Raw genomic sequence first — 14,463 nt, forward strand, 5'->3', positions numbered from 1 at the left:
AAACTGCGCTATTCACCGACTTGTAAGCAACAAACTATTCTAATCTGCCACTTGAAATAGTGGTCGGTGAAGAGGGATTCGAACCCCCGACCCTCTGGTCCCAAACCAGATGCGCTACCAAACTGCGCTATTCACCGACGTTATTAACAGCACTCTGTACTGCTGAGGCCGCTTATGTTACTCGCCGGAAAAAATTACGCAAGTACTAAACAGGATTTTTTTATAATATAAATTCGTTTGCTCATCAAACCATCAACTGTCTGGAAAAACTGACAATTCAGTGATCACTGCCGCAGGCATTTAACACAATTGTTAAACAACACACCTACCATTGATCCAGATCATCGTAACAATTTTGTTTCATTGCGTATCTTGTAACCACTCTCTCACGACAAAAGGACTGCATATGGAATTTTGGCTGGATCTTTTATTTGGCAATGCCGTTGGGCTGTCTTCAATGATCGTGATATTCGGAGCTCTGGGATTAATGCTTTTTTTTGCGGGGTATTTTATATACAAAGCCCTGTCATCACCTTCTCCTCACTAGAGCCATTTGCAAACATAACAGCTTGCACCAGGATCAATTGTCGGTGTTGATCCTGGATTTCTTTTTGCTCTCCGCTCCGGAATGAAACTTGGTATAATCAAAAAACCATAGTCAGATTCCGAACCACCATGTCAGATTACGATGATCTCGATCTCTTCCGAGAGATGATGTCCGATGTCTCGCCAATCAAGCAAGATCAGGTCGAAACCGTTCAGAAACAAAAAGTCACTGACGCTCATATCGCCCGACGACTTGCTGCTCAGACACTGTCTGATGGCGACCCTGAATATTTGTCACTCGACTACGCAACCATGTTAAAGCCCGACGATATGGTTGAGTTCAAACGCGATGGCGTCCAGGACGGGGTTTTCCGTAAACTTCGTCTGGGCAAGTATGAAATCCAGGCCCGACTTGACCTGCACCGTAAAACGCTGCAGGAAGCTCGTGATGAAGTCCTTAAGTTCCTGAAACAATGCCAGCGGATGGATATCCGCACAGTGATCATTGTACACGGCAAAGGGGAACGCTCTAATCCACCAGCACTGATGAAAAGCTTTGTCTCTACCTGGTTACAGCAAATCAGTGATGTAATGTGCTTTCATTCAGCCCTGCGACAGCACGGTGGCAACGGCGCACTCTATGTCATGCTCAAGAAGAGCCCAGAGAAAAAGCAGGAAAACCGAGAAAGGCACCTAAGCCGAAAAGCATGATCTTACAAAAGAAAAGAGGAGCAACCTGCTCCTCTTTTCTTTTAACTCATATACTCGTTTACACCTGCACCACTACCCGTAACGCCAGCAGAATCAATACCACACCGGACAGGCGATCAATCAGCTGCGCTTTGTGCTTCAGTTTATCCAACACTTTAGGATTGGAGAGCACAAAAGCAATCAGGGTGTACCAAAGCCCGTCCACCAGCAAAGGGGTCGCCACAATCACCGCCCGACTGGAAAGCTCTGTTCCCATAGCGACAAACTGACTGAACAGTGCCAGGAAAAACAAAGCCAGCTTCGGATTCAACAAAGAAATCATCAAGCCATCACGGGCGGCGAAAAGTAAGCGGGTTGGCTTCCCGGCTGCTAGCTTTGCCGCTACACCACCTTTGGAACGTAAGGCATTCACACCAAGGTAAGCAAGGTAAGCCGCCCCGGCATAGGTGATAAATGTAAACAGGGTTGGTGACTGCTTAAGTACCACGGCAAGGCCAAGTAAAGTCAGAAATGCATAGAATCCTACGCCCATCGCATGTGCCCATGAGGTAACCACTCCATGCAGGCGACCACCAGCCAGACTGTGTTTGGCAACCACAGCCAAACTCGGCCCCGGAGACATGGCACCGAGGATACAAATCATTAATAACGAAAGCCAAATACTGAAAGTCATTCTTTTACTCCTTTATGCTGACACCCAAGTTATCAGCCAGAAGCTATAATCTGAAATCAAAAGAACTCATCACAGTTATGATCTGAAATCATAGAGATGGAATACATAGAACTTTGCATCACAGCCAGTACCAGCTCCCTCAACCAGCGATGCGAGGGATCACTGTCGAACCTCGGATGCCACAACAACCAATACCTGTGCTCGGGAGCGTTAAAAGGAAGTGGTTTATAAATGATAGGAAACATCTGCTGCATGTTCGATGCGATATGCTCCGGGATCACCATCAGCATATCGGTGCGGCAAACTGTCTGAAATGCGGAGCTAAAGAAAGGAACTGAAAATTGGATCCGGCGTGACAGGCCACGCTCTGCCAGTTCTTTATCAACAAAACTGTCCTTATCACCGCCACCGGATACTGACATATGACCATAGCGGATGAAATCGACGGCGGACATGGTTTCATTTTCCGCAAGAGGATGGGAGCGGCGCATCACACATACCGGATAATCAGCGCCAATCTGAGTGCCACACACCCCCGGCGGGATACTTGACAACATAGTTGATACCAGCTGAATATCGAGATCAGCCAACCTGGAAAACTGATCCGGCGACCACAACTGATACGCCAACTTAAGGTTCGGTGCCTGGCGCTGAACCCGCTCGACAATCTCCGGCAGAATATATTGCGCCACATAATCCGATGAAGACAGCACCACTCGCCCTTCCCAGCTTTGCGGCTCAAATTCATCACTGACAAACAACTCCTGGCACTCTGCCAGCAAGCCATCGAGCTTTTGTTTGAGCTGCTGTGCTTTAGGAGTCGGCAAAAGGCGGTTACCGTCCCTCACCAACAGGGGATCACCAAACAGCTCTCGCAACTGATTAAGCTGGCGGCTGACCGCCGACTGGGTAATGCACAAATGTTCGGCTGTACGGCTGACATGGCATTCATCCAGCAATACCTGCAAGGTGCGCAATAAATTAAGATTAATCGACTTCATCCGACCATCTTATACCAGGTTGCAGCTCCGATCCGGCATTAATTTGCGTACTCTTTCAGGCGATCAACCTGCTGTGATGTCAGAGCTTCCATACAGTCCAGATACCCCTGACCGGCCCCGCTACCGGAACCATAACTGGCCATCACAAAACGGCATTGCTGCTCCCGCCAGGTTCGAAAAGCAGTAACGGATTGACTAAATGCAGCCTCAGCGCCGATATCAGCAGAACTGATTGCATCCAGCTCCGCCATACTGCCCTGCACCTGCTTTTCGAGAGCTTGCAACTCTTCATCCGCCTGCTGGTAAGCCTGTTCAAGACACTGACTCAACGCCTGATGACCTTCACTTTTCTCACTGCAATCAGCCAGCGATGAAGCAAAAACCGGTGCGGACAACATTACAAGGATCATCACAAAAACAAGGCTGAATTGACGTAACATCGGCATATCTCCTTTCATAGCCACCAGGCGCAGCTAACCTTTCGAACTGATATCAGCTCTTCGCTATAGGTGCGAAACTACCACTGGTCAGAGACAGCAGGTCCTGAGGAGCCAGTTCAATTTCCAGACCACGACGGCCGGCACTGACACAAATCGTTTCAAACTGTTCGGCAGAGGCATCAAGAAAAGTCGGCAAACGTTTCTTCTGACCCAGCGGGCTGATACCACCGACAATATAGCCTGTCGTTTTTTCAGCAATCTTCGGATCCGCCATGTCGGCTTTTTTACCACCAGCGGCTTTGGCTGCGGCTTTCAGATCCAACATACCGGATACAGGCACAACAGCCACGGCTAGTTTCTTGGCATCGCCATTTAACGAGAATAGCAGGGTCTTGAAAACTCGCTTCGGATCCTGCCCCAGCACTTCAGCCGCTTCATGACCAAAGTTGGTATTGGCCGGATCATGGTCATACTGATGAACGGTGTAATCTATCTTTTGTTTCTTCGCTAATTTAATCGCAGGAGTCATAACTCTCTCATGCTTGTTATTTGTGTGACATATTAAATCAATATATCTGACCCACCGATAATAAAAAAGCCCCGGCACAAAACCGAGGCTTTTTTGACTACCAGCATGGATTAATCACATGCCTGAGTTCGTCGATTATTTGTAAACAATCTCACCTTTAGGTGCGAACTTGTTCACATCAACCGGGCTGTTTGTTTCCAGGAAGTCTTTCAGTACTTCTGCATCAACAAAACCAGTATTAACATGGCCTGGGTGGTTAGTCAGCTTAGGATAGCCGTCACCGCCTGCTGCGTTGAAGCTTGGTACTGTGAAACGGTAAGTTTTCGCCATATCCAGTGACTGACCACCGATCTTAACGTCATGGACCGTACCGTTTTCAACCACCATTGAAATACCGTAGAACTGAGCGTAAGCACCAGAATCGATTGGCTTGGTTGCAACAACATTCAGGTAGTCCATCACTTCTTTACCTGTCATGTCGTTGTAAGTCACGATGTTGCCGAATGGCTGGACAGTCAGAACATCTTTATAAGTGATGTTACCGCCGGCAATAGAATCACGAACACCGCCAGAGTTCATTACCGCGAAATCTGCTTTCGCACGCTGCATGTGAGAAGCAGCAATCAGACGACCCAGGTTAGTTTGCTTGAAGCGAACAACGTTACGATCACCTTCCAATTTGCCGTTAGATTCAGCAATTTTCACATTCAGTTTCGCCTGGCCACGATCCTGGTATGGCTGTAGGAAGCTCTTCACGTCTTGGTTCTGAGCAATCTCATCTTCGATGAAGACATACTTCTTACCACCGTCAGCAAGCTTCACTTTCTTTTTCAGGTTAACTGGGATCAGGTCATAACTAACCATCTGCAGCTCGCCGTTCTTGAATTCAAAGTCAGCGCGACCTACATATTTACCCCACTCGTGAGCCTGTACGATCCAAGTACCGTTCTGCTGGTCCGGCTTACACTCATCACCAGGCTTGAAGTTCTTGTTATACATATTCGGACCTTCCATGCAGACAGGCTCTTGCGAGTGACCACCTACAATCATGTCCAAATCACCGGAATCCAGGTAGCGAGCCAACGCTACGTCACCTGGAGCGTTAATACCATTGTTAGCGTTAGCATAGTGACCCATGTGAGTCGCAGCGATGATCACATCCGGCTTTTCAGTCTCTTCCAGCTCAGCGATCAGTTTTTTCGCTTCAGCTTTCGGATCGCGGAAATCAACATTCGAGATAAATTCAGGGTTACCGATTTTCGCTGTATCTTCAGTAGTCAGGCCGATTACCGCAATCTTGATGCCCTGACGCTCGAAGATCTGGTATGGCTGGAACATACGTTCGCCAGTAGTCTTGTCGTAGATGTTTGCTGAAAGCATTGGGAATTCAGCCCAATCTTCCTGCTGGCGCAATACTTCAATCGGGTTATCGAACTCGTGGTTACCCAATGCCATTGCATCGTAACCCAGCATGTTCATACCTTTGAAATCAGGTTCTGCATCCTGAAGGTCCGACTCAGGAACACCGGTGTTGATATCACCACCGGACAGAAGCAACGTTGTACCACCTTCAGCGGCAACTTCCGCACGAATCTCGTCAAGCAGAGTCTTACGCGCTGCCATGCCGTATTCGCCTTTAGAGTTCTGCCAGAAACGGCCGTGGTGGTCATTCGTATGCAAGATAGTCAGTTTATAGGCTTTGTCCTGCTGCCATGCAGGTGCATTGTCGCCAGCCTGGCCAGCGCAACCGGCTATAGTTGCCAGTACTGCCGCCGCTAATGCTGTTCTTGCAAAGAAACGTTGCTTCATGGGGATCCCCTTAACCATAGGTCTAATTCTTCTACAAAGCGACACACTAATACCCCTCATCCTCGCTGGAATATCCACTGCTCCGGAGCTGTAGGGAGGGTTAAGTAATAGTGTTCACTCTTCCGTGTAAATGGTCTAAGTCACATATAAATGCCACCTATTTTAGTGAGGGAGTTTAATTTAATTTAATTGCAGATACACAATGCGAACATGAACATGTTGCACACATCACTAAATGAAGAATTTGTTAGCTCAATACTTTGAATAAAAGCAAAAAAAAGCCCCGCATATGCGAGGCTTTTGATATCATTCTCAGTTTTTCAATGAGCAGTAAAACCGCTTCGCGTCACATTATGCACTGACCAGCTTGCGAGCTGGGTGTTTTACAAACACCGCGACGATGGCAGCAAAAGCCAAGAAGAAGCAGTAGTAAGAATGGCTGACCACAGCCAGTGGCGACAGACCGAATACCGAACCAAGCAGCAGCGCCTGAGCTCCGTATGGTAGCAATCCCTGAACTACGCAAGAGAAAATATCCAGCAGACTTGCCGCACGGCGCGGTGTCACACCATTTTCTGCCGCCAGCTCTTTCGCCACACCACCTGATACGATGATGGCAACTGTATTGTTCGCCGTACAACAGTTAGTCAGGCTGACCAGACCGGCAATACCCAACTCGCTGGCACGCAGGTTCTGTCCTTCGGTATGATCTTTACTAAACACTCGGATAATGCGGCTGATCAGTGACGTCAAATAAGCCAGACCGCCCTGCTGACGCATCAGCTCACTAATTCCCCCAATCAGCATCGACAGCAGGAAAATTTCCTGCATATTACCGAAACCGGCATAGATGTCCTTACCGTAAGCAGCCAGGCTGTAATCTGCCGAAGCAAACAGGCCAACACCACCTGCCAGCAGAATACCAATACTCAACACAACAAACACATTCACACCTGACACAGCCAATACCAGAATGGTGACGTAAGGCAGCACTTTCAGCCATTCGATATCTGTTGCGGCAGGCACTTCCGTCGGCGTACTGCTGAACATGAAGATCACAATCGCAGTAATCGCTGCCGGCAAAGCAATACGAATATTCTCACGGAACTTGTCTTTCATCTGACAGCCCTGAGAGCGCGTTGCAGCAATGGTCGTATCCGAAATGATTGACAGGTTATCGCCAAACATAGCACCACTCAGCACGACACCGGCAGTCAGCGCAATATCCATACCCGCAGCCTGAGCAATACCCAGCGCAACCGGTGCAACAGCTGCAATTGTACCCATTGAGGTACCCATCGCTGTTGCAATAAAAGCAGAAATAACAAAAATGCCCGGCAGGATCATGCTGGCTGGCAGCATAGACAGGCCAAGGTTAACCGTTGCGTCCACACCACCCGTTGCTTTGGCAACAGAAGCAAAAGCACCGGCAAGCAGGTAAATCATACACATGGCAATAATATCGCCATGGCCGACACCGCGAAGAAACTGCTCAATTGCCTTATTGAGCTTTTCCTTACTAAGCAATAACGCTACGATAACGGCAGGCAGAGCAGCAACCGGTGCCGGTAGCTGGTAAAAAGCAAAGTCCACACCCTGCATAGTCAGATAGCTGCCAACACCAATAAACAGGGAAAGAAAGATTCCCAATGGTAATAGCGCCAAGGCTGATGGGGCATGCGTTAAATCAGATTGTTTTGTTGTGTTTGACATGATGACTACAGGACATCTTTTTTAAAATTTGCCCTAGACTAAAACTTAGCTATAGATGTGTCAACATCTAGACGTCTAAACATCCAAATCTGCACTTTCCTGCCTTCTCATCTGATTTCAAATTAACCATCAAAAATTCCCCGTAATACAAAACCTATACGGGAAGTCTCCGAACAACTGGCTCAGGAAGCCCGTGATGCAGCCATTCAGGCCCGTCAGCTTTCGTAACTTTCAGAACGACTAAGAAATGTAATATCCCGGTTTGAGCTATAAATTAGAAACTGAGCGATATTATTAATAACTGTTATCAAATTTATGCTGCCACAACACTCTGTGACGGCGGCATTTTTTTGACTCTCATGCCAACAACGGCGTCAAACCATCCACTTTTTGTGTCAACATATGTCGTTTTATATGTGAATTGTCACTTTTTCGTGCATATTATGCTGAATGCCTATAAAATCCGCCGTGAACAATACTTGAGAACCCCCACTCTTTGAGACTCCAACAACAATGAAACTTACATTAAAGCAAAAACTCATTGGAGCCAGTTTGTCGGCAGTGGTCATTATGGCTACCGTCCTGACATGGCTCGCAGCGGGTCAACTATTTGATCAGACTCGTAGCGGAATTTACTCACGTGCTGACAGCCTGTCGGCTGCGGCAACCGAAGGCATCGCGGACTGGATTTCTATCCGTAGCGATATTGCCTCGGCATTTAATGACTACAGCACAGAAGTCGATGTCGTTCCTTTCCTCCAGCAAGCGCGAAAAGCTGGCGGTTTTGATGACATCTTCCTGGGTACTCCTGCTGGCGGCATGTACCGCTCGCATCCGGAACGTAACCGTGCAGATTATGATCCTCGTACCCGCCCTTGGTACAAGGACGCACAAAACGCAGGAAAACAGATCATCACAACTGCTTATCGTGATGCGATCACCAATGCTCTGCTGGTAACCATCGCAGAGCCTGTGATGAAGAACGGTACTATGGTTGGTGTTGTCGGTGCCGACGTACTGATCGACCAGTTGATTAACGACGTAATCAATCTGGATGTAGGTAAAAATGCCTACGCCATGCTAATTAACAAGCAAGACAACAGCTTCCTTGCCCACCCTGACGAATCCCTGCTGCTACAGCCAATCAGCCGTTACAGCCAGGAAATCAACATGGCCAGTATTGAGGCAGCAATCCAGTCAAACAGCATTGAAACTGTCACCATCAACGGTCAGGAAAAAATGCTGTACTTTGCCAATGTACCGGGTACCGAGTGGATTCTGGGCATTGAGATGGATCGCGCGACTGAAGAAGCGAGCAACACCAGTCTTCTGCGCCAGCTTATTACTACTTCTGTCCTAATCACTCTTATTGTTGTCAGCGCCGTTGCATGGCTGGTTGGCTTCCTGTTCCGCGATCTTGGTCGTGTCTCTGAAGCCCTGGCTGAAATTGCTACCGGTGAAGGCGATCTGACTCAGCGTCTGGAACCTCGCAGTGATGATGAAGTTGGTCAGCTTGCCGATAACTTCAACCGTTTTGTCGGCAATATGCACGGTATGGTAAATCGTCTGAGCGAAGTGTCTGCAGCCCTGAGCCAACAAGCTCACATTACTGCTTCTCAGGCGGAAGAGCGCAGCACGCGTATCCAGCACCAGCAAGATGAAATCAACATGGTCGCTACCGCAATCAATGAGATGGCGGCAGCTACTCAGGAAATTGCCGGTAATGCGGACAACACAGCGCAAACCTCCAGCGAAACAGTGGAAGTTTCCGAGCACGGTGCTACTCAGGTAGGTCAGAGCCAGCAATCAATTTCCAGCCTAGCAGGTGAAGTGGAAACGGCGACAGAGGTAATTGAAGAGCTCAACACTCACGCCCAGAGCATCAACACCATCCTGTCTACGATCCAGGGTATTGCCGAGCAGACTAACCTGCTGGCACTGAACGCAGCAATCGAAGCAGCGCGTGCCGGTGAGCAAGGCCGAGGTTTTGCCGTGGTTGCTGATGAAGTACGCGTGCTGAGCCAGCGTACTCACGCTTCGACGCAAGAAATTCAGCAGATGATTGAAACACTGCAGCAGACAACTGGTCGTGCCGTCGGCATTATGGAAGACAGCCGCCGTCTGGCTGAAACCAGTGTTGACGATGCCAACGCCGCCTCTGCCAGCCTGTCGCAAATCAACAGTGCTGTTACCAACATCAGCGACATGGCAACCCAAATTGCTTCTGCCGCTGAAGAGCAGTCTTCTGTTACATCAGAGATCACCCGTAATACCGAAGGGATCCGCGATGTTTCCAACGAACTGGCAGTAGAGGCCGATGAAGCAGCTAAACAGGCTGCCGAGCTGTCTCACTTGTCGCACGAGCTGCAGCAGGAAATCAACCGCTTTAAGCTGTAAAAGAAAACACACTTAACGCAAAAACGGGAGCCAAAAGCTCCCGTTTTTTTATATTTGTACAATCGACACCATTCAGTTATCCCTCAGCATAAATAGCCTCAACCCAGCACAGTTCATCGCCACAAGGGTTAAAAACACCTCAAACGGATAGATTGTATGACAAAAAAGCATAATATTACTTCACTTAACAAACGCAAATGATAATGTGTCTCAACAACAATTATTCAGTGCGGTAGAAAAGCCATACATCAACACTCTCTGTCCATCTTCCCCACAGCGAGAGAGGTATTTCACGCCGCGCCACAGAACAGCAAACACAATGAAACTACTTTTAAAACAGAAACTCATCGCAGCCAGCCTGTTCACCGTGCTGCTGATGGCTGGCTCGCTGACCTGGCTGGCAGCCAATGAACTACAACTCCAGACCCAAAACGATATCAATACCCGGGCCAGAACCCTGGCCGCAACAGCAACTAAAAACCTTGCCGACTGGATCACCGTCCGCAGTGAAATTATCCATAGCCTGAACCACATTACAGACAAGCCTGCTCTTGGCTCCTACCTGCAACAAGCCAAAAAAGCTGGGAACTTTGATGATATATATGCCGGTTTTCCGACCGGGCATTTCTACCGGGCTGATGAATCCCGCTATCGAAATGACTATGACCCGCGAATTCGTCCCTGGTATAAAACGGCGAAACAACAGAACCAACAAATCATCACCTCGGCTTATCGCAGCGTCACCAGTAACGCTCTGATGATCACCATTGCAGAACCTGTCAGCGAGAATGGTTCACTCAAAGCCGTCATCGGCGGTGACATCCTGATTGAACAACTGGTTGATGATATTACGCGCCTGAAGATCGGTAAAAATGCTCAGATAATGCTTATCGACAAACAAACCCAGTCTTTCTTAGCCCACTCGGAAAAAGCCTTACAACTACAGCCTGTTACCCGTTACAGCAATGTGCTGAGTATGAAAAATATCAGTGACACCATGCGAAGCCACGAAGTCGAAGCTCTGACTATCAACGGAAAAGGAAAGCTGCTTTACTTCACTCCGGTTCCGAAAACACAGTGGCTGCTAGCGATCGAGATGGATCAGGAAACGGAAGAAGCAGGCTACCACCATCTGCTGCAGAAACTGATCATTTCCTCAATCATCATTACTTTATTTACCGTTATGCTGGTTGCGGCTTTGGTGAACTTCCTGTTCAGGGATTTAGGGCGAGTATCAGCAGCACTGGCAGATATTGCCAATGGTGAAGGTGATTTGACACAGCGTCTTGAACCATGCAGTGATGATGAAGTCGGCCAACTGGCGCACAACTTCAACCGCTTTGTCGGCAATATGCACAGCATGATGTCACGCCTTCAGCAGGTTTCTAATACGATGAATCAGCAATCTGAGCTCACTGCCACGCAGGCTGAAGAACGTAACAAACGAATTCAGCATCAACAGGATGAAGTCAATATGATTGCCACCGCCATAAACCAAATGGCCTGCGCGACTCAGGAAATCGCCGATAACGCAAACAACACAGCCAAAACCGCTGAACAGAGTGTCACAATATCGCAGCATGGTTCAGCCCAAGTAAGCCAGAGCCAGCAGTCAATTTCGAAACTGGCTGGTGAAGTAAAAACCACGACAGAAGTAATTGGAGAGCTTGACGTTCATGCGCAAAACATCAACACCATCCTGTCAACGATTCAGGATATCGCAGAGCAAACCAACTTACTGGCACTGAATGCAGCAATCGAAGCAGCCCGTGCCGGTGTGCAGGGACGAGGTTTTGCTGTCGTGGCTGACGAGGTGCGAATACTGAGCCAGCGAACGCACAGCTCAACGCAGGAAATTCAGCAAATGATCGAAAACCTGCAACGTACCACCAACCGGGCTGTTGGCATCATGAATGACAGTCGCCGCCTCTCCGATACCAGCGTCGATGATGCCAACTCTGCAGCAGCAAGCCTTGCAAAAATTAATAGCTCGGTTAACAACATCAATGATATGGCAACCAGAATTGCTTCCGCGGCAGAAGAGCAATCATCAGTCACAACCGAGATCACCCGCAACACAGCCGGAATTCGTGACGTAGCCAACCTATTAGCTACAGAAGCCGATGAGGCCGCTCAACAGGCAGCCAAACTTTCTCTGTTATCACAGGAACTACAACAGGAAATCGGTCAGTTTAAACTATAAAAACCAGATGGTGGGAAGCGGCTTTACAATCATCAATCCCGCTTCTCACCTGTCTCCGGCTTCTCTTTTTCTATCATCTCCATCCTTCCTTTTTGCTACATCTGTCAGTCCCCAAATGGTTTAAGTTATTCAGCCAATGGTCGCACTTTACCTGTGCCGAAAAGTCTAGTTTCAATCAGATCCCTCTTCGTAGCCCTTTTTTGGGCTGAATTTGCCTTTCTTCCATATCTGATTCATTCCAACAAATAATCACTTACCACAGAAAAGTGTGATCTAGTTCACATTTTCATGCATAATATTCAGCTTCCTACATATTCATATCAACAAGAAAAACAGCCTTTAAAAACGAATGAAACTGACACTGAAGCAAAAAATCATTGGCTCCTGCCTCTCTGCCGTGGTAGTAATGGCCACAACACTAACCTGGCTGGCAGCAAACCAGCTCGCCGATACAACTCAAAAAGGTATCTTTAATCGCGTCGAAAGCTTGTCTAAAGCAGCTTCCGGCAGCATATCTAACTGGATTACCATCCGCTCCCAAATTGCCAAAGCCGCAGGTAACTACACCCGTCACGAAGATTTTGTTACTTATCTACAACAGGCCCGTCAGGCTGCAGGATTTGATGATATTTACTTCGGCACACCTGCCGGTGAAATGATTCGCGCTCGCACGGAGCGTAATCGCGCCGGGTATGATCCACGCAAACGCCCGTGGTATAAAAAAGCAGTCAATGCTAATGAGCAGGTTATTACTTCTGCCTACTTAGGCGCAGCAACCAATGCCCTTCAGATCACAATTACAGAACCTATCTACCATAACGGTAAGCTGCTTGGTGTAATCGGTGCCAACGTACTTGTTGAGCAATTAATTGATTATGTTGTTAATCTGGATGTGGGTACCCATGCCCACGCAATGCTGCTAAGTAACGACGGTACCTTTCTGGCTCACCCGAATAACAACCTGATATTAGAACCTTATAACCGTTTAAACCCTAAGCTGACCGTACCGCACATTCGTGAAGCTATCCAAAACAGAACAATTGAAACAGTAACGATCAAAGGAGCTGAAAAATTATTCTATTTCACCGGAGTACCGGACACCAACTGGGCGTTGGGGATAGAAATGGACAAAGAAACTGAAGAAGCAAGCCAGAAAGCCCTGTTGCGTAACCTTCTGATTATAGCTTCAGTGATCACTCTACTGGTTGTTGCAGCAGTTTCTTACCTGGTTAACTACCTGTTCCGCGACCTGGGCCGTGTTTCTGATGCCCTGGCAGAAATTGCCACCGGTGAAGGTGACCTTACCCAGCGCCTGGAACCACGCAGCGATGATGAAGTCGGCCAACTGGCGCACAACTTCAACCGCTTTGTCGGCAACATGCACGGTATGGTATCTCGTCTGAGCGAAGTATCACGCGCACTGAGCCTGCAATCAGACCGAACCGCACAACAGGCGGAAGAGCGCAACATCCGCATCCAGCACCAGCAAGATGAAATCAACATGGTCGCCACTGCTATCAACGAAATGGCAGCAGCCACCCAGGAAATTGCCGGTAACGCTGATAACACAGCCAAGACCTCAGGCGAGACCGTAACGGTTTCGGATCACGGTGCCGCGCAGGTGAACCTAAGCCAACAATCGATCACTAATCTGGCTGGTGAAGTGGAAACCGCAACCGGTGTAATCGAGGAGCTGAACACTCATGCTCAGAGCATCAACACTATCCTGTCTACTATTCAGGGCATTGCCGAGCAAACTAACCTACTGGCACTAAACGCGGCCATTGAAGCTGCGCGCGCCGGTGATCAGGGTCGTGGTTTTGCCGTGGTTGCCGACGAAGTACGAGTACTGAGCCAGCGAACTCACGCTTCGACACAAGAAATTCAACAGATGATTGAAACGTTGCAACAAACAACAGGGCGTGCCGTCGGCATAATGGAAGACAGCCGCCGCCTTGCTGACACCAGTGTTGACGACGCCAATGCAGCAGCGGCCAGCCTGTCACAAATAAACAGCGCAGTAACCAATATCAGCGATCTGGCCAATCAAATTGCCACGGCCGCTGAAGAGCAGTCATCTGTGACATCGGAAATCACCCGTAATACAGAAGGGATCCGTAATGTGTCCGATGAACTGGCGTCAGAGGCGCAAGATGCAGCTCAACAGGCCGCCGAACTTTCTCAGCTATCACATGAACTACAGCTGGAAATCAACCGCTTTAAGCTGTAAGAACATATCGCTTCACCATATCTAGAAAGCAAAAAGCGAGAGCCCATGGCTCTCGCTTTTTTATTGGCTTGCTTAATCCGTTAGCAATAGATATCAATTCACCAAATCATTCTGAGCTTAAGCTTTACCAACATCGGTCGCCTCTCTCCTTATATAAGAAATTGGGTGTCGTTATTTCCATACACGTCATAAACCCAATCAAAACAAAAAT

At 48.3% G+C, this 14,463-nt stretch carries 11 protein-coding genes and 1 tRNA gene; 5 read left to right on the forward strand and 7 right to left on the reverse strand.

The window, feature by feature from the left end:
- Positions 1-60: 60 nt before the first annotated feature.
- Positions 61-137, reverse strand: a tRNA-Pro gene (locus tag C942_RS22365).
- A 269-nt stretch (positions 138-406) separates the two neighbouring features.
- On the opposite strand from C942_RS22365, the gene C942_RS24830 reads away from it, so the two are divergent.
- Positions 407-547 carry a DUF3149 domain-containing protein gene (locus tag C942_RS24830; protein WP_007470691.1) on the forward strand — a complete coding sequence of 47 codons (141 nt, stop codon included), beginning with the start codon at positions 407-409 and terminating at the stop codon, positions 545-547.
- 128 nt (positions 548-675) lie between these two features.
- A complete protein-coding gene (smrA, locus tag C942_RS22370) occupies positions 676-1,257 on the forward strand; it encodes a DNA endonuclease SmrA (protein ID WP_007470693.1) in 582 nt (193 codons plus the stop codon).
- A gap of 58 nt (positions 1,258-1,315) precedes the next feature.
- On the opposite strand, the gene C942_RS22375 is transcribed toward smrA, so the two are convergent.
- The 6 genes from C942_RS22375 to C942_RS22400 all read right to left on the reverse strand — a co-directional run bounded on the left by C942_RS22375 (position 1,316) and on the right by C942_RS22400 (position 7,422).
- On the reverse strand, positions 1,316-1,930 hold the full coding sequence (locus tag C942_RS22375; RefSeq protein ID WP_007470695.1) for a LysE family translocator: 615 nt from the start codon (positions 1,928-1,930) through the stop codon (positions 1,316-1,318).
- A 56-nt stretch (positions 1,931-1,986) separates the two neighbouring features.
- Positions 1,987-2,931, reverse strand: coding sequence for a LysR family transcriptional regulator (locus tag C942_RS22380; protein ID WP_007470697.1), 945 nt, complete (start codon positions 2,929-2,931; stop codon positions 1,987-1,989).
- A 38-nt stretch (positions 2,932-2,969) separates the two neighbouring features.
- The gene (locus tag C942_RS22385; RefSeq protein WP_007470699.1) at positions 2,970-3,371 is read right to left on the reverse strand and encodes a lysozyme inhibitor LprI family protein; all 402 of its coding nucleotides are present in this window, start codon (positions 3,369-3,371) and stop codon (positions 2,970-2,972) included.
- Positions 3,372-3,423: 52 nt separating this feature from the next.
- Positions 3,424-3,900, reverse strand: coding sequence for a Cys-tRNA(Pro) deacylase (gene ybaK / locus C942_RS22390; RefSeq protein WP_007470702.1), 477 nt, complete (start codon positions 3,898-3,900; stop codon positions 3,424-3,426).
- 135 nt (positions 3,901-4,035) lie between these two features.
- On the reverse strand, positions 4,036-5,709 hold the full coding sequence (gene ushA, locus C942_RS22395) for a bifunctional UDP-sugar hydrolase/5'-nucleotidase UshA (protein ID WP_007470704.1): 1,674 nt from the start codon (positions 5,707-5,709) through the stop codon (positions 4,036-4,038).
- 351 nt (positions 5,710-6,060) lie between these two features.
- Complete coding sequence (locus tag C942_RS22400; RefSeq protein ID WP_007470706.1) at positions 6,061-7,422, reverse strand: Na+/H+ antiporter NhaC family protein; 1,362 nt, start codon at positions 7,420-7,422, stop codon at positions 6,061-6,063.
- Between the two features lie 513 nt (positions 7,423-7,935).
- Between C942_RS22400 and C942_RS22405 the strand changes: the two genes are divergently transcribed.
- The 3 genes from C942_RS22405 to C942_RS22415 all read left to right on the forward strand — a co-directional run bounded on the left by C942_RS22405 (position 7,936) and on the right by C942_RS22415 (position 14,252).
- Positions 7,936-9,819 (forward strand): methyl-accepting chemotaxis protein, encoded by a 1,884-nt coding sequence (locus tag C942_RS22405; RefSeq protein WP_007470708.1) that lies wholly within the window; start codon positions 7,936-7,938, stop codon positions 9,817-9,819.
- 319 nt (positions 9,820-10,138) lie between these two features.
- Positions 10,139-12,022 (forward strand): methyl-accepting chemotaxis protein, encoded by a 1,884-nt coding sequence (locus C942_RS22410; RefSeq protein ID WP_007470718.1) that lies wholly within the window; start codon positions 10,139-10,141, stop codon positions 12,020-12,022.
- 349 nt (positions 12,023-12,371) lie between these two features.
- Entirely contained in the window at positions 12,372-14,252 is a 1,881-nt protein-coding gene (locus C942_RS22415) for a methyl-accepting chemotaxis protein (RefSeq protein ID WP_007470720.1), read from the forward strand.
- Positions 14,253-14,463: the final 211 nt, after the last annotated feature.

Origin of the sequence: Photobacterium marinum (genome assembly GCF_000331515.1) — a bacterium.
Classification (GTDB): Bacteria; Pseudomonadota; Gammaproteobacteria; order Enterobacterales; family Vibrionaceae; genus Photobacterium; species Photobacterium marinum.